At 42.8% G+C, this 24,611-nt stretch carries 26 protein-coding genes; 12 read left to right on the plus strand and 14 right to left on the minus strand.

What is annotated here, in order from left to right; all coding sequences use genetic code 11:
• Positions 1–59: 59 nt before the first annotated feature.
• The 6 genes from DRW41_RS03905 (at position 60) to DRW41_RS03930 (ending at position 4,661) form a co-directional block, all read left to right on the plus strand.
• The gene (locus DRW41_RS03905) at positions 60–527 is read left to right on the plus strand and encodes a hypothetical protein (RefSeq protein ID WP_115450628.1); all 468 of its coding nucleotides are present in this window, start codon (positions 60–62) and stop codon (positions 525–527) included.
• 154 nt (positions 528–681) lie between these two features.
• A complete protein-coding gene (locus tag DRW41_RS03910; RefSeq protein ID WP_181884395.1) occupies positions 682–1,575 on the plus strand; it encodes a DUF3885 domain-containing protein in 894 nt (297 codons plus the stop codon).
• Positions 1,576–1,606: 31 nt separating this feature from the next.
• A complete protein-coding gene (locus DRW41_RS03915; RefSeq protein ID WP_115450630.1) occupies positions 1,607–2,548 on the plus strand; it encodes a hypothetical protein in 942 nt (313 codons plus the stop codon).
• A 27-nt stretch (positions 2,549–2,575) separates the two neighbouring features.
• On the plus strand, positions 2,576–3,325 hold the full coding sequence (locus DRW41_RS03920) for a DUF6843 domain-containing protein (RefSeq protein ID WP_115450631.1): 750 nt from the start codon (positions 2,576–2,578) through the stop codon (positions 3,323–3,325).
• A 74-nt stretch (positions 3,326–3,399) separates the two neighbouring features.
• Entirely contained in the window at positions 3,400–3,912 is a 513-nt protein-coding gene (locus DRW41_RS03925) for an RDD family protein (RefSeq protein ID WP_115450632.1), read from the plus strand.
• Positions 3,913–3,974: 62 nt separating this feature from the next.
• Positions 3,975–4,661: a hypothetical protein gene (locus tag DRW41_RS03930; RefSeq protein WP_115450633.1), complete on the plus strand. Its 687-nt coding sequence runs from the start codon at positions 3,975–3,977 to the stop codon at positions 4,659–4,661.
• Positions 4,662–4,780: 119 nt separating this feature from the next.
• Here DRW41_RS03930 and DRW41_RS03935 read toward each other — a convergent pair whose 3' ends face one another.
• A complete protein-coding gene (locus tag DRW41_RS03935; RefSeq protein ID WP_115450634.1) occupies positions 4,781–5,314 on the minus strand; it encodes a helix-turn-helix domain-containing protein in 534 nt (177 codons plus the stop codon).
• A gap of 211 nt (positions 5,315–5,525) precedes the next feature.
• Between DRW41_RS03935 and DRW41_RS03940 the strand changes: the two genes are divergently transcribed.
• The 3 genes from DRW41_RS03940 to DRW41_RS03950 all read left to right on the plus strand — a co-directional run bounded on the left by DRW41_RS03940 (position 5,526) and on the right by DRW41_RS03950 (position 7,513).
• Complete coding sequence (locus DRW41_RS03940; protein ID WP_245959327.1) at positions 5,526–6,167, plus strand: alpha/beta hydrolase; 642 nt, start codon at positions 5,526–5,528, stop codon at positions 6,165–6,167.
• Between the two features lie 21 nt (positions 6,168–6,188).
• A complete protein-coding gene (locus tag DRW41_RS03945) occupies positions 6,189–6,968 on the plus strand; it encodes a DODA-type extradiol aromatic ring-opening family dioxygenase (protein WP_115450636.1) in 780 nt (259 codons plus the stop codon).
• A 143-nt stretch (positions 6,969–7,111) separates the two neighbouring features.
• A complete protein-coding gene (locus tag DRW41_RS03950; RefSeq protein WP_115450637.1) occupies positions 7,112–7,513 on the plus strand; it encodes a DoxX family protein in 402 nt (133 codons plus the stop codon).
• Positions 7,514–7,588: 75 nt separating this feature from the next.
• Here the strand turns inward: DRW41_RS03950 and DRW41_RS03955 are convergent, their stop codons facing one another.
• The 10 genes from DRW41_RS03955 to DRW41_RS04000 all read right to left on the minus strand — a co-directional run bounded on the left by DRW41_RS03955 (position 7,589) and on the right by DRW41_RS04000 (position 18,889).
• Positions 7,589–8,293, minus strand: a complete 705-nt coding sequence (locus DRW41_RS03955; RefSeq protein WP_115450638.1) for a hypothetical protein — start codon at positions 8,291–8,293, stop codon at positions 7,589–7,591.
• A 187-nt stretch (positions 8,294–8,480) separates the two neighbouring features.
• Complete coding sequence (locus tag DRW41_RS03960; protein ID WP_222928823.1) at positions 8,481–10,880, minus strand: M14 family metallopeptidase; 2,400 nt, start codon at positions 10,878–10,880, stop codon at positions 8,481–8,483.
• A 621-nt stretch (positions 10,881–11,501) separates the two neighbouring features.
• Positions 11,502–12,917, minus strand: a complete 1,416-nt coding sequence (locus DRW41_RS03965; protein WP_115450639.1) for a glycoside hydrolase family 18 protein — start codon at positions 12,915–12,917, stop codon at positions 11,502–11,504.
• 61 nt (positions 12,918–12,978) lie between these two features.
• Positions 12,979–13,359 (minus strand): monovalent cation/H(+) antiporter subunit G, encoded by a 381-nt coding sequence (gene mnhG, locus DRW41_RS03970; RefSeq protein WP_115450640.1) that lies wholly within the window; start codon positions 13,357–13,359, stop codon positions 12,979–12,981.
• The gene (locus tag DRW41_RS03975) at positions 13,337–13,621 is read right to left on the minus strand and encodes a Na(+)/H(+) antiporter subunit F1 (protein ID WP_115450641.1); all 285 of its coding nucleotides are present in this window, start codon (positions 13,619–13,621) and stop codon (positions 13,337–13,339) included. Before DRW41_RS03975 ends, mnhG begins: the two co-directional genes overlap by 23 nt.
• Positions 13,609–14,091, minus strand: coding sequence for a Na+/H+ antiporter subunit E (locus DRW41_RS03980; protein ID WP_181884425.1), 483 nt, complete (start codon positions 14,089–14,091; stop codon positions 13,609–13,611). Before DRW41_RS03980 ends, DRW41_RS03975 begins: the two co-directional genes overlap by 13 nt.
• A gap of 159 nt (positions 14,092–14,250) precedes the next feature.
• Positions 14,251–15,732 carry a Na+/H+ antiporter subunit D gene (locus DRW41_RS03985; RefSeq protein ID WP_115450643.1) on the minus strand — a complete coding sequence of 494 codons (1,482 nt, stop codon included), beginning with the start codon at positions 15,730–15,732 and terminating at the stop codon, positions 14,251–14,253.
• The gene (locus tag DRW41_RS03990; protein WP_115450644.1) at positions 15,725–16,063 is read right to left on the minus strand and encodes a Na(+)/H(+) antiporter subunit C; all 339 of its coding nucleotides are present in this window, start codon (positions 16,061–16,063) and stop codon (positions 15,725–15,727) included. Before DRW41_RS03990 ends, DRW41_RS03985 begins: the two co-directional genes overlap by 8 nt.
• 2 nt (positions 16,064–16,065) lie before the next feature.
• Entirely contained in the window at positions 16,066–16,491 is a 426-nt protein-coding gene (locus DRW41_RS03995; RefSeq protein ID WP_115450645.1) for a Na(+)/H(+) antiporter subunit B, read from the minus strand.
• Positions 16,475–18,889, minus strand: coding sequence for a Na+/H+ antiporter subunit A (locus DRW41_RS04000; protein WP_115450646.1), 2,415 nt, complete (start codon positions 18,887–18,889; stop codon positions 16,475–16,477). The genes DRW41_RS03995 and DRW41_RS04000 overlap by 17 nt, the downstream gene beginning before the upstream one ends.
• Positions 18,890–19,067: 178 nt before the next feature.
• On the opposite strand from DRW41_RS04000, the gene DRW41_RS04005 reads away from it, so the two are divergent.
• Positions 19,068–19,757, plus strand: a complete 690-nt coding sequence (locus DRW41_RS04005; RefSeq protein WP_115450647.1) for a universal stress protein — start codon at positions 19,068–19,070, stop codon at positions 19,755–19,757.
• A gap of 96 nt (positions 19,758–19,853) precedes the next feature.
• On the opposite strand, the gene DRW41_RS04010 is transcribed toward DRW41_RS04005, so the two are convergent.
• From DRW41_RS04010 to DRW41_RS04020, 3 genes are all read right to left on the minus strand, one after another.
• The gene (locus DRW41_RS04010) at positions 19,854–20,417 is read right to left on the minus strand and encodes a site-specific integrase (protein WP_115450648.1); all 564 of its coding nucleotides are present in this window, start codon (positions 20,415–20,417) and stop codon (positions 19,854–19,856) included.
• A gap of 85 nt (positions 20,418–20,502) precedes the next feature.
• Entirely contained in the window at positions 20,503–20,814 is a 312-nt protein-coding gene (locus DRW41_RS04015; RefSeq protein ID WP_115450649.1) for a hypothetical protein, read from the minus strand.
• A 506-nt stretch (positions 20,815–21,320) separates the two neighbouring features.
• The gene (locus DRW41_RS04020; protein WP_115450650.1) at positions 21,321–22,097 is read right to left on the minus strand and encodes an IclR family transcriptional regulator; all 777 of its coding nucleotides are present in this window, start codon (positions 22,095–22,097) and stop codon (positions 21,321–21,323) included.
• Between the two features lie 434 nt (positions 22,098–22,531).
• Between DRW41_RS04020 and DRW41_RS04025 the strand changes: the two genes are divergently transcribed.
• Together DRW41_RS04025 and DRW41_RS04030 are read left to right on the plus strand one after the other, a co-directional pair.
• Entirely contained in the window at positions 22,532–23,530 is a 999-nt protein-coding gene (locus DRW41_RS04025) for a VOC family protein (RefSeq protein WP_115450651.1), read from the plus strand.
• A 43-nt stretch (positions 23,531–23,573) separates the two neighbouring features.
• Positions 23,574–24,590 carry an amidohydrolase family protein gene (locus tag DRW41_RS04030; RefSeq protein WP_115450652.1) on the plus strand — a complete coding sequence of 339 codons (1,017 nt, stop codon included), beginning with the start codon at positions 23,574–23,576 and terminating at the stop codon, positions 24,588–24,590.
• Positions 24,591–24,611 lie beyond the last annotated feature (21 nt).

The following is a 24,611-nucleotide window of genomic DNA, read 5'->3' on the forward strand; positions in this document are numbered from 1 at the left end:
AACATTAATCGTAATGTTTTCTGTTAGGGACCGTCTAATTAGAAAAGGGGGGCGATAGTTTGAAATCTATCCTTTTGGGATTATTGACATTTTCGATATTTTTCATGGCCGGATGTACGAATGGCAACCAGGGAGATGGACCGATAGAGGATGAACTTTTTAGGAGGGAAGCATTCATTGAGGTTAACGGAAACGGGTATGAACTTAAACGAGGGGGCTATAGGTGGGAAACCAGGCTGAAATCTGGCCAAACCAGGGTTGAAATGACAGATCACGCATCTCCGTTTCAAATGGCTTCAAGCATGGAGGCAATCAAATTAGAACCAAATCAACAAGTGAAAATACGAATTGATGGAGACCCGAAAATAGAGGTATATGACTGGAATGAAGGAGGCAGAGGGAATAAATATGAACTAAGTCATATTCAATTTGTTGCCCCTGCAAATAAGGGCGAATACATCTTTGAAGTTTTTTCAAAATGGAAAAACGGCGAGGCGTCGTATACATTTGTGGTGGATGTTCAGTAGAGTTTTAAAAAGTGATTGTGAAAGATACTTGTCCCTCATATTGGCTGTACCTTAATAGATTCCTAGAGCTCTTTTCCTTTGGTTGGTATGATAAGGAGAAATATATCGTCCACGAATCAAAGGAGTTGGGAAAATGGAACTGTATGATCAGTTGATGAAAGAAGCAAAATATTGGATCCGTTTTGAATTAGGGCTTGATGAATTGGATGGCAAGGAGTACTTTAATGAAATCTATCACCGGGTATCTTCAATTTTTCATTCCCTTTTTAATAAGAAAGATACGATAATGCTAATTGCAACGGCTAATCAACACATTGATTACAAAGGATATGAGCTGCCCCGAATCCATCGTTTTATAAAAAATGCCAAATCATTAAAACGATTGAAGTTTGAAACTGTCCCTTATGAGAATGATGAAGAGGATTTAGAGAGAAAAACTACCCGATATAGTTTAAGGGTAGAAAAAGGGGACTTGCGTTTAGGTTATCTTTTTCAAGCGATCGCCAATAAGGATTTCGGCACGAAGCCAACAATTTATGGAGATGTTTACTTGCTGAATTTGACCAGGAAAACATTGTTGCACATGTATGATGACCGCGGATGTGATGTGTATAGTTTGGAAAAAGATACACTTCTGCCAATTTACCATGAATACAGGAAGTGGATATTAGATTATAACCGAATACGAATCGACCATATATTCCAAGAAGGATTATATGGTTACACCGAAACTTCTGAGGAATTGGAAAACAGGCTTCAAACGAATGAACAGAAGGTAAAAGAAACAAATATCAATTTATTTTTTTCAAATACATGCGAAATCACTCATCAATTGGAAATTCCAAAAGAGGCTGCGGAAGAGTGTGTGAAAGAGATGAAGCAAACCGGGTTTACTATTGAAGCAGATGACCATTTTAGCTGCATAGTTCTTAAAGCCAGAAAAACCGAAGCTTTGGCACTTATCGATTATCAATCTGAACTTATCTCGTTGTACGCCACGAAATATAAAGGGAAGTATAACGGGTGGACAACTAAAAGGGTTTTTTGATTGTTCTAAACAAATAAGAGGAGAATGAAAGATGAATTACAAAATGAATCCAATAGCTGATCTGAAAAATGACTTTAATGGATATACACTCGCTTCTGTTACTTTGGGTTCAAGCGGAGAAATTTGCATCCTTGGGGTTAATGAAGTCCCTGCAAGGATTGGTGGGATGTTCCCGCCTGTGCAAACTAAGACGAGCCATAATTACAAAGTGATTATTTTGGGAAAGGAGTATAAGCAGGAGGTTAAAATAAAAAAACAAAAGTGGAATTATCATTTCATTCAAATAATCGATGAAAATCATATTCTGCTTGCTTGCGCGCGGGCTGAATTATATGAAAATGGCGAGTATGACCGTAACGCAAAAGTTTTTGATTTTGAGGGAAATCTCATACGGGAGTTTTTGCTTGGCGACGGCATCCAGGATTTATATGTTACTCGCGAAAATAAAATCTGGACTTCCTATTTTGATGAAGGCGTTTTTGGGAATTATGGCTGGGACAATCCGATTGGAGCTTATGGATTAAGGGCATGGGATTCCGATGGGAAAGAGATTTATACATACAGAAATGACGACCCGCATTTCATCAGTGACTGTTATGCGCTAAATGTTGCGGGAGAAGAGGATGTCTGGTTTTATTTTTACACGGAGTTCGAGCTTGGAAGATACAAAAACGGAAAACTTGAGTATTTCCAGCCGGATGTGGAAGGTTCGGACGGTTTTATCGTTTATAAAGAGTATTTTTTGTTTAGGGGAGATTATGATGACCGGGATCAGTATATTCTTTATAAAGTGGGGCCTGGAAATCGTTTGAATAAGGTGACCATTCTTACGTTGGCCGATGAAACAGATAACTTGCTAACACCTTCTCTCCTTAGCTGCAGGGGGGCGGAGATGCTTTTTGTAAGTGATAATAAAGTGTATGTGTTACATCTTAAAGATCTATTGCGTGAAAGAGGTTATCTGGAAAGTTAAATCCTCATAGAAAAGGAGCTATACGATATGAGGTTAGTCAAAGTTATTTTGTCGACACTCGTTTTATCATTCATAATTTCCCTCTTTGGTTCGTTAAAAAACTACACCCCAATATCACAGAGAGAACCTGATGTTTACTATTTATCTGTTTGGGAAAGTTTCAACTTTAAATTTATGTACCTTACGCCGTTTTTGCTCTTGACGAGTGTTATAGCCTTTTTGATCTATGTACGAATCGTAAAGATACACCGTTTGTCAAATATATATAAGGCTTTTAAGGTTGTTTTTAGTATATTGATAGCAGCTTCTATCACGTCGCTAACTGTTTTTTTTATAGATAATAAAGGTGAAACCAACGATATTTATCTGATACCGCAGGGGTTTGAAGGAGACGTTTATGCTTTTTACAATATTAAAGGAGCACCGAAGGTTAAAACTGAGGATGGCTATGAAGTCCATGTAATTAATGAAAAAGGTTATTTTTTAACATCGAAACCTGACATGGATTATGGCACTGTTACGGATAAATATTTTTATGTTGATGAAAAAGGGAACCGGACTCCTATTAGCAATAAATGTGTCAGCTTATTCGGTACTGGCGGATTTTCAACAACTTCAGGTCATGAAAAAATCGACCTTCGTTATACAGGGTTCAATCTAACAAAAGATCGTTGTAGCCAGGAATTTATGACGGCAATTCATGGTTGGGAAGAAAAGAAAGAAACCATCATCCATGAAATCGTAAAGGAATACTACGGAGTTGAACTTGGTCTTTAACCGCTTAAGGGCAGCTGGTTGGAGAGAAATTGTTTTAGGGTAATGATGAAACGAAATTAGAGGAGCCGATCGGTATGCCTTATGCACCATTTAAAACCCGCATTTACGCATTTTTATTAGATTATCTTGTTATCGTTATATACGGTATTTTTGTTGTGGGTGCCATTTCTTTTGTGTTTCGGCCATATTTTCCCCCTTTATTTTCAAGTTCCCCTGTAACAGCTGAACTGACAGGTTTTTTGATGATGACAATGCCAGTTTCGCTTTATTTTATTTTAAGTGAATGTTCCAAATGGCAGGGGACTTTTGGGAAGAGGAAAATGGGAATGCGTGTTGTTGATGGTGAAGGAAAGCGTATTGGAATCGGTCGCTCTGCTTTGCGAACAACTATCAAGTTTCTTCCCTGGGAGGTAGCCCATTTCTGTATATGGCGATTAGTGCTTCCGTCCGGCTTTTCTGATTCTACTGTTATTGTGATTTTAAGCGGTGTCAATCTTTTAATATTGCTATATCTAATCATTCCTCTTACTAATAAAAGAAGGAAAAATGTATATGACTGGATTGCGGGTACGGAAGTCGTTCGTTGAAACAAGATAAGCGAATATTTTGCGATTTGGAATTAATTTTGAATAATTTGGGAGAATGATAAGTGAATACCCTAGTAGATCAAGCAGTTTTAAACAATGTAGCTTGGTGTGAGATTGTTTGTAATACACATGGTATTGCTGGAATTTCAAAACAACAAGTATGGGGCTTGCTTTCAAAAGCACCACCATTTTACCCCGAAATCATTACAATAAGTAAGGATGTACCTATTGAAGAAATAAAACACTTTATTGAAAATGGAAATGACTCAAGCATTAAAGACAGTTATGCAAATAATGATCTGGCACGTTTTGGTTTTAAAATTCTGTTTGAGGCAGAATGGATTTATCATTCATCTGTATCAGACTTAGAGCCAATTCAATCAAACAGGCGTGTGATTACAACAGAAGAGGATTTAGCTCAATGGACTATAACTAGTGAATTGGATGGCGTGATTAAACCAGACCTATTAAAACGAAAAAACGTGAAAATTTTCATACTCGAGAAAAATGATGGTATATACGGTTTTATAGCGAATTTGAATGCCAATGTTGTAGGGATATCCAATGTTTTTTCCATAGGCAAGGAAAATAAGAGTTTGTGGCGAGATATTCCTCAAGTTGTGGCAAACGAATTTCCAGGGCTAGCCATGGTGGGATATGAGCACGGCAGTACACTTGAAGACGCCCATTTATCCGGATGGAGATCAATTGGGCCACTCCGTGTGTGGTTTAAATCGATAAAAGATTAGATGGAGTAAATATCCAATTAATGATTCTCATTTCATCAACGCCTGTTTTATATAAAAAATAAAGATGCTGGGATTTTCAGTTTCTGAAATGGCCCGGCATCTTTTTTTATACCCAATATTTATTCCGTTGCTTCGGTATAAACAGCAATTAGCACTGAAGCAACTTCATCTCCGATATTTTTTACATAGTGAGGAACGCTCGCGCACCAGCTGAACGTATCTCCTTCTTCAAGGATATAGGAGTCTTCCCCTTGCTCCGCGAGAATTTTGCCTTTAAGGACCAGATGGCATTCTTCTCCTTCATGCGCATTTTTTCCACCGGTGGAAGCGCCAGGAGGGAATTCTACCATTCGTATACTTAATCCTCCCATTGACGCCAAATGCTCAACCTTCATATCAGACTCGTTGGAAGTCATTACTTGCCGTTCATTTTTCCTTATGACCGACATTTGTTCATTTTTTTCTAAAAGTAGATATGGTAAAGGGACTCTTAAGAAGCTAGCGATCGTTTGCAATGTATTGATTGATGGAGAAGTGTTATTGTTTTCAACATTGCTGATAAAACCTTTCGAAAGCCCTGTGCCTTCGCAAATTTGCGCAATTGTGATGTTCTTTCTTTTTCTAATTGTTCGGATTTTGGAACCGATATCCATTTCCTATCACCCCTCCAAAAAGTTTCTTAATAGTAAACTTAATTTCATATTACCAAAAAAATCGTTGACATGCCATATTTCCTTTTGGTATTGTATGAAAGAACAAAGATTCATATAAGTAAACTTTTCGAGGTCGATCATTTTACTATGAATTGTTTTGTGGGTTTATCATCATTTTATATACAAGGAGGTGTGGCTATTGGAAACAGAGATGATTTATGAACTTCGCCGTCCGAGGAATGTTGTTCAAGGTGAAAAATATCCCGCAATATTTGTTATGCACGGGATAGGAAGCAATGAACAAAACATGCTTTCTTTAGTAAATGGCTTGGAAGATCGCTTTTTTATCTTCAGTGTAAGGGGCCATCTGCCTCATGGACCTGGCTTTGCTTATTTTACGATTGAAGGATACGGCAAACCTCACCGGGAAGTTTTTGACGAGGGAATCAATAAATTATCAGCCTTTATAGATTATGCTACCGAGAAATACCCGGTGGACTCTAACAAGGTTTACTTGATGGGCTTTAGCCAGGGAGCGATTGTTTCGATGACATTGGCACTTAGCCTTGGAAGCAAAATTAAAGGCACGGTAGCTCTTAGTGGTTATATTCCACAATTTGTTAAGGAAGAATACACGATAAACCCCGGCAAACAGTTATCTTTGTTTATCTCACATGGGGAATACGACAATGTTCTGCCTTATGAATGGGGAAAAGAAAATGTGGAATTTTTTACTCAGCTTGAGGTGCCGGTCACGTTTAAATCGTATCCGGAAGGACATACCGTTACCTTGGAAAATCTACGGGATTTTCAAGCCTGGATTTTAAACGATTTACAAAGGGAAACTGCCTGAGAAAGATAGGAGGGAAATGAAGTGCTGCCATCATTTTTTATCGCTCATGGTTCTCCAATGCTGGCCATTGAGAATAACGATTACACCCAATTCTTAAATCAATTGGGCCGGGACCTTCCACGTCCAAAAGCGATTGTGTTGTTTTCCGCCCATTGGGAATCGGGGGTCCAACAGGTGAGCCGGGTCGATCAATATCGGACGATTTATGATTTCGGCGGTTTTGATCGCTCTTTATACACGATTGAGTATCCTGCTCACGGGAGCAACGAAATCGCTGGGGAAATAGAGGACCTTTTCACTAAAAACGGCATTCCCTTTAAAAATGAGACAACTCGCGGGCTTGACCATGGGGCATGGGTGGTTCTTCGAATGCTTTATCCGGATGCAAATATACCGGTAATTGCGATGTCGGTGAATCCAGCTCTTCCACCAGAGGAGCAATATAAAATTGGAGCCGCTTTATCAGGTTTAAGAGAAAAAGACATATTAATTATCGGAAGCGGAGGAACCGTACACAATCTGGGCGCTTTGAAGTGGGCAGATAACGGAAAGGCTGACTCCTGGGCGCTGGAATTTGATGATTGGTTGGCAGGCAACCTTGAAAAATGGGATCTGGAATCACTTTTCAACTATAATTCACTTGCTCCTAATGCGTCACTAGCTGTCCCGCCATATGGGAATGAGCATTTTGTTCCAATTTTTTATGCAATGGGTGCAGCTGATAATCAGCCAAAGGCGGCTTTACTTCACCGCAGTTTTCGATATGGGAACCTAAGTCACAGTGTATGGCAATTTGGATAAAGGCAAAGGATTCAACAGAGATTCCGAAAGTAAATGTTATCGCCTTTTTAAAATTAATAAGCAATGAATAAATGCAATCATTTATCTCGAAATGAGAAGGATTAATGTCAAGATAAAAAAATATGAATTTGGAGTGAAACTTAATGGAAAAGAAACATGAAATCGGAGCACTTATTATACGAGTAACTTTAGGGGTATTGTTTTTTGCCCATGGGCTTGCAAAGTTCCAGGGGGGAATTGAAAATACGGTTGGCTGGTTCGCCAGCATTGGATTGCCAGGATTTTTGGCTTATGCAGTCGCATTGCTTGAAGTAATCGGTGGGATTGCGTTGGTTATTGGATTAGGGACTAGGATTGTGTCTGGTTTATTAGCAGTGTTATTAATCGGTGCAATTTTCAAAGTAAAACTTGCGGTTGGTTTACTAGGCAATGGCCAAATGGCTGGCTATGAATTGGATTTGGCATTCCTGGCAATGGCGGTAGTTTTGGTAATTACGGGTAGCAAGTTATATTCTGTAGACAACCTTTTTAATAAAAAGGATTAATAAACTTAATTAATAGACAAATAACCGCAAAAAGGGGTCCGTAAAAACGGATCCCTTTCTGTGGTTTTATTATCCCTATGAAGCATTAATAGGTGAAACGGATTTATTCTTTTTATAAAAAACAATTCCAAGGGCAACATGCGCAACAAGTGTAACCAACCAAAAAACCGGAATAAGAACGAAGGGGAACGTAAAGCCCAAAAAGTTCGATAAAAAGACTAGGAGCATAATAGCCGCTGAAATCATGTACAATGCACGGATATATAATGGAACCAACTTACGAGCAAGAATAATAAAAATCACTATCCCTAATCCCCACAACAAATTAGCTGTATCGATTCTAGATTCTACTATTTGGAATACTGTCATTTGAATTTCTTTTAACAATTCCTGTTGCTCGGCTGTAGCATTTCCATACCGCTTTGCCATATCCAGAGCAGCTGTCCATTGAAGATTTCCAGCAGACATCGGAATAATAAATCCAATCCCGATTGCCCCCAGAAAGGTACTTTTAATTGGGTTTTCATTTTTGAAAAACCCTGCTAATGCAATAAAGAAAACAGCAACAGAACCCCATAGTAAATTAAGAGACAAACCGGCCAATCTCAACCCTATCGGTTTTTCTGACGCGGAAATCATGTAAGCTAATTCAATAGGTGTATCCCCACTGGAACTCAATAATATACCTATGGATAAAAACAAAAGCAGGACTGGAAGAGGTAAAAAAAATATGAACCTCGAAAGAAAATGAAGCCACATTTTTTCTTCGGTACCTCTCATTAAAATACCCCCTAATAAAATCCCATTTTTTACTCTAAACCACACTATGTTTGTAGAGGAAGTATTATGATAAACAGGAATACATTTTTTATAATTGAATGAGAGTGTAGATATAGTGTGCTTAAATCGATCGACACAAAAAGATGCCGGGCTTTTCAGTATCTGAAAGGGCCCGGCATCTTTTGCATTACTTGATTGTTATTTTCACAGAATTAAAGTTCGCCGAATTGTTGAGCGGGTTGTAGCTTTTCTCGATATTGCCCGCGGCGTCGACAGCGAACCAGTTGAGTACAGTCGTTTTATCAATTTTCAGTGTTTCAGCCGGTTCGCGCGTTCCAGAAAGGCGGAGGTGCGCTGACTGGAAGGTTGGTCGGGTTCCATCAAGCGTATAATAGATGGTGGCCGCTTCGCTGGTTTCAAATGCCACTTCAACCGGCCCTTGGAAAGTGCCGTTTCCTGGCACCGCTTTTGTCGATGGCGGCTGCTTATCCTTTGATTGGTTGTAGGCGACCTTGATCAAACCGATTAGTCCATTCGCGAATTCCATTGCTTCCTCATGCCCCTCTTCGAAAGGAGGCTGGAATCCAACTAGACTCCATCTATTCCTACTGGAATCCCAAAGGTCCGCGCCAACTTCAAAATTCCAAGCGTAAATGCCTTTTTCATACCAGAGGTAATCCGCAGAATTACCGGCGGCGGAATAAAGGACATCAGGGATAGGGCCGGTGCGGCTTGGCAGGATGACTGTTCCGCGATGATCCTGGATATCGTTCAGGATTTCATTGGAAGCTGCCCAGTAGAATGCCTCCTGGCCGGCAGTTGGGCGAGGCAGCGTTTCACGTTTAGGATTGTAGGCACCTGGAGACCACATGAAGTAACCGCCATAGCTGTGAATGTTCATTGCGAATTTGATATTCGGATTTTTGTCTGCGAGCCAAATTAGGTTCCTTGATTCTGGTTCGGAATTTTCAGCAGGCCCCGCATAGGTTGAGCTCAAGCAGTTCGTATTGGAGGCGCCAACGTATCCATCAAACACAGATCCGACGGAATGGTTACGGTTAAGGTCGACTCCCCAGCCATTGCGGTTTCCGGGATCGGATTGCGTAGGCCCGCAGTGGTTCGTCATATTTTTCCGTTGCATATTGTAGTCATAGAAACTGTAGAGCGCGCCATCAGGATTGACGGACGGAATCAGGAAAATATCGAGGTTATTCACCAGCTGCTTCGTTTCTCCGTCATGCGCGTAGTTCCGCAAGAGCCGCTCGGCTGTTTCAATCGTGACAAGCGGAGTAACCCATTCTCGGGCATGCTCCTGCGCGTAGCCAAGAACTCCCGGCTTGGAACCGTCACGGTGCTTGCCGATGCGGATCGCTTTAACGGTTTGCGGCTCGCGGGCGATATGGGCCGGTGCGTTTAGGTTATCGGACAGTTTTGCCGACCCTGCCGCCACAATTCCGGTGCCTGTATTGCCGCGGTAAGTGGTTGCAGTTACAAGGTTGCCCGCTTTTGAATTAAGGGCGGAAACAACTTGGCTTGCCGTGCTTATTAGTTTACCGGAAGAATCAGTTGCCAAATCAACGATTACTTTGCTGTCATCAACTGTGACGGTTAGCGGCTGGCTAGATTTTCCCGGATTTTTAAACTCAACGGTAATATCGTTTCCGCCTTCATGGCCCCATGCTTTTGAGGAAACAACAACTGCTGAATTGGTGACGGATCCGATTGTCGCCTGGGCGAGGCGGCGGTACCCGTTTGTCTTGTTTGGCATTTCAATGATTTCGACTAAATCAGGAAATTCCTTGGCGAGCTTCTCTGCTCTTTCATACAACTCGTATGGGTCCATATAATGGTCAACGAAGTCTTTCACGTAGTGTTTTTTCGGGCTGCCCTTTTTGTCTTCACCTAGCCATTGGGTGACAGCGCTAGTTGCAGAACCGCCAAGATTGCTCGAGATCGTAATGCTTTCAGGAATGGCTGTAACCGGCAGCTCCATCCAGTGGTACATATACTCCCCATAGTCCACGAACCGGCTTAGTGAAGCAGTTTTTTCGACCCCATTTTCAACCCACTTCGCAGTCAGGGCAGTGCTCGCGCTTGTTCCGGCGCTTGACTTTGCTTCAACATACAGGAAGGTCGCTGACTGGTTGGTGTAGTGGTTGGCGCGCAGCACCTTAATGGTGTCTTCAGCCGCCGCGATAGTGGATTCCTGCTGTACTGCCGCGTTTCTTTCCGCGGTCCGTTGGTTCCACTGGGCTTCCGTAATCAGTGTTTCTTTCACGGTGATTCCGTGCTTTCTCAATTCTTCGATTTCTGAAGGTGTTACAACAACATCAACATCCAATTCTTCACCGTGCTGGTGAACCCTGTGGGTCAGGTCGATACCCATTTCAACCAGCTTATCAAGAGCCTTTTTATTCGGCACTTGAAGCTGGACAATGGAAAGCGACTCCTCCGGCAGTATCTGTTCACCCTCAAGCTGCTGGGCACCCGTTACCGCCGGAACACCAAGTCCGGGGTACAGGGTAGTGAAACTCAATGCGCTGATTGTCGTTGCCATGATGAGGCCTTGCATCACTTTCTTTTTCATCCTACACACCTCCTATGTAGTTCCACTATTGTGGACAACCCCATTATAGATTAATTATTCTGAAAACTATCTAGGTATTAAGTCAGTATTTTTTTAAACTTTACCTTTCATAAAAATTTCCCAATATAGCTCTTATAGGTATTAAGGGGGATGTACGAGTTTTGCTGATCTATGAGTATCCTAATTTGGAATTTATCTGAATTAGTTGCAGTCCTTAAGAGTTCCAGCAGTGGGATAGCGATTTTTGAATTATTGATCTCTATTTGTAAAAAAAGTGGCGGCGTCCCATGAATCGGGTTTACTTATGATTGGACTAAATAAGCTTAATTCTGGATGAGCGACAAAGAATGGGCAAAATCCTGAAGAGGTGTCGCTCAAATCGGATGTGCATTTAAGGATATCGGAAACTTTTTGGATTTTATCCGGGAATTTTCAAATATATCGGGAACTTTTTCGAATATATCCGGGAATTTTTCATTTTAACCGGGACAGTCACTTTTTGGACACTATTGCAAGTGGAAAACTACACTGTGACAGTAGTTTTCCAATGCCTAAACCCCTAATAAAATTTCCACCATCAATACAAAAAGGACCCACAAGAAAGGGGTCCTTTAACTTAAATTATGTCTTCTTCCTCACCCTGAAATTCGACCTGAGCACTGGCCAGTTTTGCGGGAGGGGAGGGCCGAGGACCCAGTAGCTGACGCCTCGTAAACCGTATTGCTTCACCAGGTCGTATTTTGCCTGCATGCTTCGGGCGTCTTCGAACCAGACTTCATGCTGCTGGCCGGTATCATCGGTATATCTGAAAATTGGGGCTTGATACGTTTCGTTGTACTGGATGGCCTGGTCGTAGCGGGCGGCAAGGTCGACGGCACTTTTCAAATTGACCGTCTTTGCATAAGTGCCCTTGACCCAGGGGATCTTCCAGTCGCGCCCATAGAGAGGGACGCCCATCATGATTTTACCCGGGGGGATAGCGGTAACGGCGTAATCGAGCACTTTCCGTACCTCGGTAATCGGAGCGATTGCCCATGGTTCGCCGCCGGCCCAGCCCCATTCATAGGTCATTAGCACAACGAAATCAACAATCGCGCCATGGGCGGGGTAGTCGTGGGCTTCATAGAGCAAGCCTGGCTGGTTGGCGCTGACTTTCGGGGCAAGGGCCGTTGAGAGTGTAAAGCCAGCTGGATGGAGCCGGGCGGCCGCTTTTCTTAAAAATGCATTGTAGTTCTCCCTGTCTTCTGGAAAAACGTATTCAAAATCGATATTCAAGCCCGTATAACCTTTTTCCCTCATACGAGCCAGGATGTTTGCCAGAAGCGTGTCCTGGACAGCGGAGTTGCGTAATATTGCCGCCGCCCGGTCAGAGCTGAACGAGCCTCCGACAGTATTTGTGATCGTGAGCAATGGCGCGGTGTTCGTCGCTTTAGCAGCCTGAAGGACTCGGGTATCCTGCAAATTTGCCAAAGAGCCGTCTTCGTTCACGCCATAGGAGAAAGGCGAAAGATAGGTGAAAAGATTGCCCCGCGAAATGACTTCTCTTTGGCCCTGTTCGTCCATCCTCGTTATATAGGTGTTCACTTCTTTGATAGGCTTGGCTTCTGCGGGAATCCGCAGTACCTGACCGGGATAAATCAAGGATGGGTTGGCGAGGGCATTCGCTCCGACAATCTGGGCAACTGTCACGCCGTACCGATTCGCGATAGCCCAAAGCGTTTCCCCCGCGCGTATTGTATGGCGGAAGTAGGGGATGAATAGCGTCTGGCCAACAACAATCAAAGAAGGGTTGGCGATATTGTTGAAGCTTGCAATCTTCTGTACAGTGACGCCGTAACGTGCTGCGATCTGGGAAAGCGTATCGCCCTGTTCGACGACATATTCCTTATCCGGTTCGGGAATTGCCAGCGATTCCCCAACAACCAGCCGATTCGGGTTTTCCAATTCATTAACGGCAACGATCTGGCTGATCGTGGTCCGGTTCGTCTGCGCCAGCTTCCAGAGGGAATCCCCCGGTTTTATTACATAAATCCTCATCGCTTCACCCCTGAACATATCATTTCTTATAAAGGTATGCAGGCAGGGAAGCTCTTCATGATTATGGGGAAGATTGTTCGCGCGCTTTTTCTTCAACCATCAGGACTTCTCGAAATCCGTCGTCGCCAATGGACTGGGCCATTTTCACTTTTGTCATATAGGAGGCCCTTGCGATTAAGTGTGCTGAAACTGGGGCGGTCAGGAACACGAACAAGATCCCGAGAAACAACCTGACGCTAAAATAACCTTCATTAAAGAGAAAGAATACAAAGGTGCCTACTAGCGTGAACAAAACGCCCAGCGTGGAACTTTTTGATGCCGCGTGTGACCGTGTATAAACGTCCGGGAGCCTAATTAATCCAAAGGAACTCAATAAACTGGCGAGTGTGCCAGTTAAAATGAGGAAACCGGCAATGATTTCACTGATCGCGCCTGGATTCAATTGCGACACCCCTTTCAAGGAACCTTGCGAATGCAAGTGTTCCAATAAAGGATAAAATGCCAATGAGCAGGATGACTTCAAAAAACGCATGCGTTCTTAAGATGACCGAGCTGACGGCAACAGCCGCGATTGACGTGATTCCGATCGAGTCCAGCGCCTGAATCCTGTCAGTTGAGGATGGCCCTTTTATTAAGCGGTAAAATGTCGCAAGGATTGAAAGGGCCAGAAAGAACAAAGATAGTTTTAAAATTAATTCAAACATTTCCGCGTCACCCTCTTTATCGAGTTTTCAAAACGTATCTTTGAATTTATAAGTGCTTCATTCGAATCTGAAGTATCGAGTACATGGACGAAAAACGTTCTGTTATCTTCGGAAACCTTGATAACGACAGAACCGGGGGTTAACGTTAGCAATAGTGCCAGGAGAGTAACCTCCAAATCACTCTCCAGATCCGTTTCAAGTGTTAACGTTCCAGGGGCAATCGCCAATCTCGGCCTGATAATTTGTTTGATAACCATAAAGCTGGAGATAAATAATTCCTGGATGAACACAACGGCCAATTTAATGATATTTAAAAAAGTAATCAAATAAAAATTCGCGGGAAGAAAGCGGCGCATTAAAAACAGGACAATCATCCCGGCAAAATAGCCGCTGATAAACGTCAGTACGCTCCAATCTTCCTGGAGAGCCGTCCAAAGCAGCGCAATAAATAAATTTGTCAATACCTGCATCGGCACGGTGATCACCCCTTTCTGTGAAACTAAAAGACTGGCTGCGGCACAAAGGGCCGCATTTTGTTACTAAAAGTCTGGATGCGGATCAAGCCACATGGTACTACTGAAAAATATCGCTCATTAAGCCTCGCCTGTTAGGGGAATTCACCCATACGCTCAATTTTTTCCGAGTACCGCTTCAATATAGAGTGAGGGATCCATCAAACTTTTAACAGCGAGGCTGGCAAAAGAATGAAGCCCTTCGGCGCCAAGACCAAGCGCAACCGTCAAGATTGTTAATGAGGCTATCGGGATAAGCAATCCCTTTTTTAGTTTTTGCCCGTTTTCTTCATCTAAATAGGATTCTCCCCAAAAGCCATTCATAAAAATTTTCATCACGGAATAAAGGACCATTAAGCTTGTAAAAAGGCCAATTCCCCCAAGCCAATAGTAACCGGCTTCGAATGTACCTTCAGTTACAAACACTTTGCCGATGAACCCGCTGAGCGGCGGAATCCCTGACAGGGACAACGCAGCAACAAAGAACATCCATCCCAGGAAAGGATACGTTTGAATCAATCCGCTGAAATCCCTTAGATTTGCTGTACTTGTAAGGGCGATAATCGTTCCGCCAATTAGGAAAAGAAGGGCTTTAATGATGATGTCATGAATTAGATAGTAAATTGCTCCTGTCATCCCTTCGGTGGTTCCGGAAGCCAAGCCGGCTAAAATAAAACCAACTCCGACAATGACGTTATACGTAAGGATTTTTTTAACATCCCAATACGCAACCGCGCCGATTGCCCCCAAAACCATTGTTAAGCCGGCCATGATGCCGATCAGGAGATGTGTGCTTTCAGGCTCATGGTAAAAAACAAGCGTGAACAATCGGATAATCGAATAGATCCCGACCTTCGTCAGGAGCGCCGCGAAAATAGCGGCGATTGCCGTAGGCGGGGCGCTGTACGATCCAGGGAGCCAAAAGAATAGCAGCAGGCCCGCTTTCAAGCTAAAAACGATTAAAAACAGCAGCGAAATGGCTGTCAAAAGGCCGTCCTGCCCAGCCTCGGCGACACGCATGGAAAGGTGGGCGAAATTTAATGTGCCCATCGTCGCATACAAGTAAGAAATCGCTACAAGGAATAGTAAGGAAGAAAGAAGGTTTGTAAGGACGTATTTGATGGATTCCCTAATCTGTATACGGGTTCCCCCAATTGAGATAAGCACATAGGAGGAAATCAGCATAATCTCAAAACAGACAAAGAGATTGAATATATCGCCGGTGATAAAAGAGCCGTTAACCCCTGTCAGAAGGAATAAAAACAGCGGATAAAAATAGTGCATTTCACGGTCCTTGCCAATCGAACCGAAGGCATAAATGAGACAGAAAAGCGATACAATGCTGCTAGTTAATAAAAGCAGGGCGGAAAACATATCCGCGGCCAAGCTAACCCCGAAAGGAGCTTCCCAGCCGCCAATATGGAGAACCTGGATGCCTTCATTTTTAATCTGCGAAATTAATACCGCTGATACTGCCCCGGTTCCGGCGATGGCGAGAATTCCCAGCATCCGCTGGAAGTATATTCTTTTCCGGACAATGACCATGAACATCCCTGTGATTAACGGGATGATGATGGGCAGTATTAGTAAATTATTCATTTTCATTACCTCTCATTAGCTGCGTGTCATCCGTGCCAAGCACCTTGTATGCCCGATAGCTCAGGACTAGGAAAAGGGCGGTCGTGGCAAAGTTGATGACAATCGCGGTCAAAATCAGCGCCTGCGGCAATGGGTCCGTAAAGGTAGACCTGCCTAAACCCAAAAGTGGGGGGGCACCGGTTTTCAATCCGCCCATTGTTAGGATAAGCAGATTGACTGCATGGCTTAAAATGGACGTTCCAAAAATAATCCTCAAAAGATTTCCTGATAAAAGTAAATATGTTCCTATTGTAAAGAGGACGCCAACAAGTATCGAGAGCATTGTTTCCATAATTATCGGTCCTCGCTTATCGTAATAATGATAGTCATGGCTGTGCCGATTACCGCCAATGCAACCCCAAGGTCGAAAATCATCGCCGTTGCCAGCTCAGTTTTACCGAAGAGGGGGAGGTCGAAATAATTGAATGCCTGAGTAAGGAAATGGCGGCCATAGAGCATTCCGCCAACCCCTGTGAAAACTGCAATCAGCACGCCTAATGCCGCCATCGCTTTGAAATCAAACGGAATGTTGTCCCGTACTGACTCAATATCGTAAGTCAGGAATAGAAGAGTGATGGCACATGCGAGCGCAAGCCCGCCTATAAACCCGCCTCCTGGATGATGGTGTCCGGATATGAAAAGGTTAATTGCAAAAGTGAGAATGATGACAACGGCGATTCTTGCTACAATTCGCAGGATGACGTCATTTTGTTTCTTCATTCTTCCCACCCCTGTCCAGATTTAGTTTTATTAACGTAAATACCCCAAGAGCGGCTATTGAGAGAACCGATATCTCCATCATCGTATCAATGCCCCTAAAATCAACAAGAATGGCATTGACAATATTTTTGGCGCCGGCCAGTTCATACGAGTTTTTATAATAGCTTGAGATCGGCTCAAACATCCTGTTGCCATTGGAAGCCAAAGCAAACAGCGTAACAGTCGCCCCGACTCCCAGAGAGATAATCAGATTTAACGGCTTGAACGGCATTCGCCCTGCCGCTTTCGGGAATTTCGGCAAATGGTAGTAGCAAAGTAGGAATAAAACGGTTGTTACGGTTTCGATTACCATTTGCGTTAATGCCAAATCCGGAGCCCTGAAAATAACAAATAGGATGGATACAAGGTAGCCGATACCACCAAGGGCTATGATAGACGCCATTCTCGTTTTCGCAAAAAGTACGGCAAAGGAGGCAGTGAGCAGCGCCACCGCAATCGCGCCTTCAAATAGGGTGATTGGCGCATTATTTACCGAAGAAAATGAAAGCCGATTTGAAACAAGGAGAGCCCCTCCAGCGAGCAGGGTCAAAAATCCGAACGTATAGACAATGTAGTCTCTAATAGAGCCAGTCATATATTTCTCGGTAAGGAAACGTGAACCTTCTTCGCCGCGTTCCAGCCCTAAAGCATAGAACGAATTCAACGTCAGGGGTTCTGGATAGCGCCTTAAAAGGCCAACCCAGCTTTTTCGGGACCGATACAAGAGGATCCCAAACAAAACAACGCCAACTGTCATGATAAGTTCTGGATTGAACCCGTGCCAGGCACTGATCTTTTTCGCGAATACGTTTTCGGGCAGTCCTGGCAATACCGCATGGGAAGCGGGTTGCAGGAAGTATTTCGAAAGGGCGTTCGGAAAAAAGAAGATGCCCACGACAAGTGAAGCCAGTACAATTGGGGGAATCAACATCCCAAGCGGGGCTTCGTGAGGTTTTTTATCCAATCTTTCGGGCTTATATTTCCCTCTAAAGGTTTTAAAGACCAGAACTAAGCAATATATGAAAGTAAATACACTGGCAACCCATGCGACTGCCGGAAAAAGGGCCCCAAGTGTGTCCATGTTAAAAATAGACATCTTGGACGCATCGAGCATCGCCGTAAAAAACATTTCCTTGCTTAAAAAGCCATTAAATGGTGGCAACCCTGCCATAGAAAAAGCACCAATCAGTGCAAGGGTAAAGGAAACAGGCATTATTTGCATCAAACCGCCCAGCTTCCGGATGTCGCGTGTTCCAGTCTCATGGTCGATAATTCCTACCACCATGAAAAGCGCACCTTTAAACGTGGAATGGTTAATCAGATGAAAAACAGCAGCCAAAACAGCAACCGCATAGACGGAGGACTCATCGCTTCCTGTAAAATACAAAGCCGCAGACCCGACACCGAACAGGCTCATGATCAGGCCCAGCTGACTGATGGTTGAATACGCAAGGAGCGCTTTTAAATCAGTCTGTTTCACAGCGTTTAATGAACCATAGAGCAATGTGACGAGACCAATCCCGGAAACGAGCCAAAACCACTCAGCCTCTCCTCCGAATACTGGAGTGAATCGGGCCACTAAATAGATGCCAGCTTTGACCATCGTCGCTGAATGGAGATATGCACTGATAGGTGTAGGAGCTTCCATCGCCCCTGGCAGCCATATGCTGAACGGGAACTGTGCCGATTTTGTAAATGCGCCAAGCAGAATCAAAATCATCGCCGGAATGAATAGGGAGTCGGAAGTGATGTCTCCAACGTGGGAAATCATGTCCCGGATGCTGTAGGTCCCGGTTATCATCGACAGCATAATAAAGCCCGCCAGCATCGACAGCCCGCCGAAAATTGTAATCATCATCGATTTTTGCGCACCATAACGCGATCGCTCACGCTGGTACCAATAGGCAATTAACAAAAAGGATGAAATGCTCGTCAATTCCCAAAATACATAGAGAAGAAGAATGTTGTCAGAAAAGACGACCCCGAGCATCGCACCCATGAATAAAAGGAGATACACATAGAAATTGTGGAGTGCTTCTGTGTGCTTGGACATATAATAAATCGAATAAAGGATGACCAGTGCGCCTATTCCGGTAATCAACAGCCCGAAAATAAGGCCTAGCCCATCCAGATAAAGGGTAAAGTCGAAATTGAACGATGGCATCCAGGGAACAGAACGCAAGAGGTTGTTTCCTTCGGAGATGCGTGGCACAAAACGGAGCAGATACAGGAAGAGAGTGATTGGTACGAGAAGAACGAACCATCCAGTGTGCACCCGCGGTGTCAAATATTTATATAGCAGCGGCACGAAAAGTGCGAATAAAAAAGGGCATAAGACAATAAAGTGCAGAGTATGCAATTTAACCGCCTCCTTCTAAAAAATCATTTGCAGCGGAGTAAAGCTGTTCTTTCCTATATTTATGGAATCAGGTAGTATTTACTGGCATTGACTAGCCTGCTTGCTTAAGATATAGTCATACAGAGCCACCCTATATTATTTGTTAAGAACTTCACATCTATACCGAGGTGACATCATAATGGAAAAAATCAAGGGGCGCATGGACGAAGGCATCCTCGTCTGCGTCTATTACGGCCCAAATGGCGAACGGCTTATCCAGCGCGGCTGCAAAATTGCGAGTATGCTGAACTGCCCGCTTTATATTTTAACCGTAGACCCAAACCCATTCAGCGAAATGGACGCGGAAAAATCTCACTATATCGCCAAGTGGAATAAAATCGCGGAAGGCCATGACGCCGTCTCGTTTATCTTAAAGGATAATGAGAAAAGGCCGATTTCAAAGGTGATTGCACAAGTAGCCAGGGAAAAGCAGGTTACACAAATCATCCTGGGACAAACGGCGCAAAGCAGATGGGAGCAAATTGCAAAGGGATCCATCATTAACTCATTGCTGAGGGAAATTCCATTTGTCGATTTGCATATTATCTCAGTTCCCCGTTATTTAAAAGAAGCGGAAGGCCACTATGAAAAAGGGGTCCGCGCTTATCTTGTCAAAGACAAAGAAAACTACCGGGTGATATTTAAACATACAAAGGATGTATTATTTGAAGGTATTTTCTTTAAGGAACAAGGAACGGATTTCAATACTGGCGTTTTCAAGTTCATGAAAGACGAGAAGATGCTTCATGTCCAGGTCATCGATGATACCGTTATGGCTCTCGAGAATGTCGAAATGGAAATGGATATTCAGGACGAAGATGATGAATAAAAAGTTGTGGGCCTCCGCTAATTAAGCGGGGGTCATTTTGCGTCCAAAAATGTTTTGCCTTCCCTTTAGGACGCCTCCGGCATGTTGGGTTCACCGCTACAGGTTTACATCCACCCGGATTAATGAATCCTGTTCTCCGTCAATTCCAATGTATTTTAACGTTTCCTTTGGGCTATGGTGGTTAAAAACCTCCATTAAGATTGAAATCGCGATCCCTTTTCGGTAGGCATGGTAGCCAAACGTTTTTCTAAGGGTATGCGTTCCGATTTTACCCTGGGCTCCAACTTTTTTAGCGGCTTGGTTGATAATTCGATAAGCTTGCTGCCTGGTGATCGGAAATTCGTTCTTCTTGGACTTGAACAAATAATCATCTTCCTTCAGTGTGCGCTGATGAAAATAGATTTCCAGTTCAGAGCGGATGCTGTTGTTCAAATAAAAAGCCTTTGGTTTCTCGCCTTCCGAGTCATCGATAATCGTAAATTCCTTTAACGACTCTCCGTCCCATACGTCTTTCACCTTTAGGGAAAGCAAGTCGCTAACCCTGATTCCGGTATTAATCCCAAATACAAAAAGCAGCACATCCCGTTGTGAATGCTCCCTTAATTCATCCTTTATGGCATTGATTCGATCAATGTCTTTAATTGGGTCAACGAACTCCACAGGTACTCCTCCCAATGTTACATAAAATAATTTTATCATAAGTTAAGTTACATAACAAAATGATAAACGCAAAAAATGTCGATTTTTAAGAAATGGGGGGCTGTTTTAAGTATTTCCTGCTTAACACAAACAAGCTAATGAAAAGGGTGATAATTGAAATGAACTTGCTTCCCAAAATTAAACCGGCTGCATAGTTCTTATCGACTGGGATAAAAGGAAGGGCAATCATCAAGAATGCGAGGGCAATCGCAATAAATAGGACAAAAAACGCATTCGTATAGGATTTATTAATGATAAAAAAACTGGTCTGGCTGCTTGGTGCATAAATCGAAGCGATATAACCCAGGGCCAAGACAACCAAATACACAAGTATTATGATGCTGATACTAATACCCATAAGATACCTCCTGTGTTATTAATTATTTAAATGCTAACCAGAAGGGAGAAGGAACCTGATTGCTTGTTCTGTGGAATCGGGAAAAACTGATTAAAACCGAAGAGAGCTTCTGGTTGAAAAGATCAGACGCTGATGAATGAACGACCTACATATGGGGAGTTAATGTAACATAATTCTATTTTAACAAAAGGTTAAGTTACATTATAGTGTTTTGTCTTAACAATTTAAGCTGGATAGTTTAAGGTGGTTATTTTGAAAATGCAGTGGCCTCGGGAGCTGTTGGAAGGGGAGTGGGAATCTTTATCGAAAGGCGATTTAACTGTGGAAAATCGTGGGGTAAAGAAAAAGGAACGGTGAAGTGGGAAAACACCCCATATTTAAATCAACAAAAATAGACCTTCATATTACCATTCAATTTGAAGGTCATTTTGTATTAGTTTTTAATGTCTGCGATCGTTTACAGAACCGTTTGAATGGTAGTTTGTCCCTTTTTTAACTCGTGAAAATCACTTATTATATCCCATCCTTTGAGAAGCTTCCTTGCCTGCATTCATTACCTTTTTAGCAATTTCCGGTACCTTATAATCCTGCATTCTTTGGATTGGACCGACAACATTTATGGCGCAGACAACCTTCCCTGTATAATCGTGAATGGGGGCTGACACGGATCTGGTTCCTTCTGTTAATTCCTCTGTACTTATTGCGTACCCTCTGTCTCGGATTGTCTTTAGTTCTTTCCGCAACTCATCGGGATCTGTAATACTTTTGCTCGTATACGCATGCAACCCTTTTTTGATTACCTCTTCAACGAGATTGTTTTCATTGAAAGCAAGCAGCACTTTCCCTGAGCTTGTGCAGTACGAGGGGTTCTTTCTCCCAAGATGGGTAAGGATGCGAACTGGATGGCTGCATTCTTCCTTATGGATGTAGATTGTGTCAAGGCCATCGAGAATCGATAAATGAGCTGTTTCCCCTGTATCATTTACTAATTTATAGAGTAGGGGTGCCGCCTCCTTATGGATTTCAAGGTGGTTTGTAACAATCCCCCCTAGTGTCAATACCGATAATCCAAGTTTGTACTTTCCCGTCTTATTCTCTTTTATGACAAACCCCTCATGAGCAAGAGTTGCAAGTAAACGGCTTACCGTACTTTTTCCCAGACCAAGAGATTCTGATAGATCTTTTACTTTAAGTGTTGGTTCAAACGTGGAAAAACTCTTGAGAATCCGAAGAGCATTACTAACAGATGAAAGAATTTGTGGATTTTCGCTTTTCTTGGACATTTTTCATCCCCCTTTTGCAACTTGTTCCATATAAAGGAACATCGCTATTTTATATGCTAAGTAATTTATATATACTATGTATATTCTGAATATTCAACCAACAATTTAGAGAATAAGAATTTCCTAATGAAATCTCTTTTTTTTATCATCAAAGAGCCCGGGATAGAAACTACAAAAAAATATTTATTTAATAATTGCCATTATTTTAAATTTTTTTAATTTTGTTCCGTATAGAGGAATAGTTCGCTTTTATTGGCACTTTTACCGCCATATAATAGGAGCTAGTTACAATAATATAGTTCTATATGCCTAATAAGAATTTTTACAATTTAATTATTTGAGTATGAGAAGTTACATTAAGTCTTTTTTTAAAATGTAAGCGGTTTCTATTGGGGAGTAATTTATTAAAAAAATAAATCCGGAGGTATGGAAAAATGGCTTTATCAAGTCCGAACCAAAAAGAAGTAGAACTTACTGAATTGGATTTGAAATTATCGAATGTTGCTCACATTGGCCATGCATCAATCAATGTGACAAACCTGGAAAGGTCTACATGGTTTTTCACAGAAGTTCTGGGGCTGCATGTATCCGCGGAGGAAAAAGACAAGGTTTATCTGCGCGCATGGCAGGACTGGGACCATCACACATTGATACTCAATAAAGCAGAAAAATCCGGGCTCGACCATTTTGGCTGGCGGGTTAACTCTGAAAAATCACTTTATGCATTCGAAAAAACGTTAAAGGAATCGGGAACTGATTATAAGTGGATTGAAGGAGGTACTGAACGCGGTCAAGGTGATGCAATCAAATTCTACAGCCCTGCTGGAATTCCTGTTGAGCTATATTGGGAAATGGAAAAATACTCAAACCCGCTGACAGCTTCCAAATTGCCCAGCCACCCAATGAAATACACTGGAAAAGGCGCAGCACCCCGCCGCTTTGACCATGTAAATGTGATGGTGGATGATGTTGCTCATGAACAGGAATGGTGGACGAATTTCCTTGGAATTCATCATCGCTACTATATCCAGAATGAAATGGATGTTCGTCTTGGTTCATGGCTGAGCAAAACAAATATTGCGCATGAAATTGCGTTAATGCGCAACAGTAAACAATCAGGAGCACTCCTCCACCATGTCGCATATTTCCTCGATTCACCAGATGAATTACTGCGTGCCCTGAATATTATGGCTGAAAATGACATCAAAATCGAATGGGGACCAGGAAAGCATGGCACAAGTGGGGCACAATTCCTGTATGCATTTGAACCATCTGGCAACCGGGTTGAACTGTGGACAGGAGGAATGCTGATTTTCGCACCCGATTGGCAGCCAATTGAGTGGCAATCTGGAACTGGACAGTTTGGGCTTGATATGTGGGGAAGCACGCCACCCGAAACTTACTTGACATATGGTACAGAAATTAAGAAATAGAATGACAATTTAGTAGACTTTAAAGAAAGGAGCATCTCAAACTTTGACAAGACCATTACGCGTTGATTTTCATACACATATCATTTCCGAAGATTACCCTGACCTCGCAGAAAAATATAACGATGACCGATTTCCGAAACTTGAAAAGACATGCAGCTGTGGTGCTGAAATTAAGATTCAAGGCAAAACGTTCAGGAAGATAACCGACCAGGCATGGGATCCAGAAAAGCGGATTGAAGATATGGATAAGGAAGGTGTCGATATTCAGGTTCTGTCACCGATTCCGGTCACTTTTACATACTGGTCCGATTCCCAGGCCGGCCTCGAGCTTGCCAAGTCACAAAATGATTTCATCGCTTCTGTCGTAAAAAAGTATCCGGACAGATTTATCGGGATGGGGACAGTTCCACTGCAGGACATAAAACAGGCGATAGCTGAGATGGAAAGGGCAGTTCATGTCCTTGGGCTAAAAGGAATCCAGATAGGATCCAACGTAAACGGACTGAACCTGGATGACGAGTCCCTGTATCCTTTTTTCAAAGCGGCAGCCGAAATGAATGTCCCGCTTTTTGTCCACCCATGGGCAACTCTTGGAAAAGAAAGGCTTCAGCGTTTCAATACAATGTATACGGTCGGAATGCCTTCAGAAACAGCGTTGGCAGCAGGCAGCATCATTATGAGCGGGATGCTGGATAAGCTCCCGAATCTGAGGATTTGCTTTGCGCACGGAGGCGGGTCTTTGCCGTATATTCTTCCGAGAATGGATAAAGGCTGGGAAGTTTGGCCGCATACACGGAATACAGAAAACCCTCCAAGCTTTTATGCAAAAATACTGTATTACGATTCCCTTGTATACGACCCGGACAATCTGAAATTTATGATTGAAAAATTTGGGGCAAAACAGATTATCGCCGGATCTGATTATCCATTCCTGCTACGCGAAATTCCGGCAGGAAAAGTGATTGACCTCCATGAGGATATTTCAAAAGAGGAAGCACGTTTAATGCTTGGCCAAAATGCTTTGGATTTTCTAGGACTGAATGAATTGGTTAAAACCTGATCGTAAAAATGGGGGGTAGTA

The sequence above is a fragment of the Neobacillus piezotolerans genome (assembly GCF_003362805.1).
GTDB classification, from domain to species: Bacteria; Bacillota; Bacilli; order Bacillales; family Cytobacillaceae; genus Bacillus_D; species Bacillus_D piezotolerans.

Excerpts from the sequence above, each read along its gene's own strand:
- DRW41_RS03910 (WP_181884395.1), top strand. The coding sequence starts at position 682 with ATGAAAGAAGCAAAATATTGGATCCGTTTTGAATTAGGGCTTGATGAA.
- DRW41_RS03915 (WP_115450630.1), top strand. The coding sequence starts at position 1,607 with ATGAATTACAAAATGAATCCAATAGCTGATCTGAAAAATGACTTTAAT.
- DRW41_RS03920 (WP_115450631.1), top strand. The coding sequence starts at position 2,576 with ATGAGGTTAGTCAAAGTTATTTTGTCGACACTCGTTTTATCATTCATA.
- DRW41_RS03925 (WP_115450632.1), top strand. The coding sequence starts at position 3,400 with ATGCCTTATGCACCATTTAAAACCCGCATTTACGCATTTTTATTAGAT.
- DRW41_RS03935 (WP_115450634.1), bottom strand. The coding sequence starts at position 5,314 with ATGGATATCGGTTCCAAAATCCGAACAATTAGAAAAAGAAAGAACATC.
- DRW41_RS03940 (WP_245959327.1), top strand. The coding sequence starts at position 5,526 with ATGATTTATGAACTTCGCCGTCCGAGGAATGTTGTTCAAGGTGAAAAA.
- DRW41_RS03950 (WP_115450637.1), top strand. The coding sequence starts at position 7,112 with ATGGAAAAGAAACATGAAATCGGAGCACTTATTATACGAGTAACTTTA.
- DRW41_RS03955 (WP_115450638.1), bottom strand. The coding sequence starts at position 8,293 with ATGAGAGGTACCGAAGAAAAAATGTGGCTTCATTTTCTTTCGAGGTTC.
- DRW41_RS03960 (WP_222928823.1), bottom strand. The coding sequence starts at position 10,880 with ATGAAAAAGAAAGTGATGCAAGGCCTCATCATGGCAACGACAATCAGC.
- DRW41_RS03965 (WP_115450639.1), bottom strand. The coding sequence starts at position 12,917 with ATGAGGATTTATGTAATAAAACCGGGGGATTCCCTCTGGAAGCTGGCG.
- DRW41_RS03975 (WP_115450641.1), bottom strand. The coding sequence starts at position 13,621 with ATGTTTGAATTAATTTTAAAACTATCTTTGTTCTTTCTGGCCCTTTCA.
- DRW41_RS03980 (WP_181884425.1), bottom strand. The coding sequence starts at position 14,091 with ATGCAGGTATTGACAAATTTATTTATTGCGCTGCTTTGGACGGCTCTC.
- DRW41_RS03985 (WP_115450643.1), bottom strand. The coding sequence starts at position 15,732 with ATGAATAATTTACTAATACTGCCCATCATCATCCCGTTAATCACAGGG.
- DRW41_RS03990 (WP_115450644.1), bottom strand. The coding sequence starts at position 16,063 with ATGGAAACAATGCTCTCGATACTTGTTGGCGTCCTCTTTACAATAGGA.
- DRW41_RS03995 (WP_115450645.1), bottom strand. The coding sequence starts at position 16,491 with ATGAAGAAACAAAATGACGTCATCCTGCGAATTGTAGCAAGAATCGCC.
- DRW41_RS04005 (WP_115450647.1), top strand. The coding sequence starts at position 19,068 with ATGGAAAAAATCAAGGGGCGCATGGACGAAGGCATCCTCGTCTGCGTC.
- DRW41_RS04015 (WP_115450649.1), bottom strand. The coding sequence starts at position 20,814 with ATGGGTATTAGTATCAGCATCATAATACTTGTGTATTTGGTTGTCTTG.
- DRW41_RS04020 (WP_115450650.1), bottom strand. The coding sequence starts at position 22,097 with ATGTCCAAGAAAAGCGAAAATCCACAAATTCTTTCATCTGTTAGTAAT.
- DRW41_RS04025 (WP_115450651.1), top strand. The coding sequence starts at position 22,532 with ATGGCTTTATCAAGTCCGAACCAAAAAGAAGTAGAACTTACTGAATTG.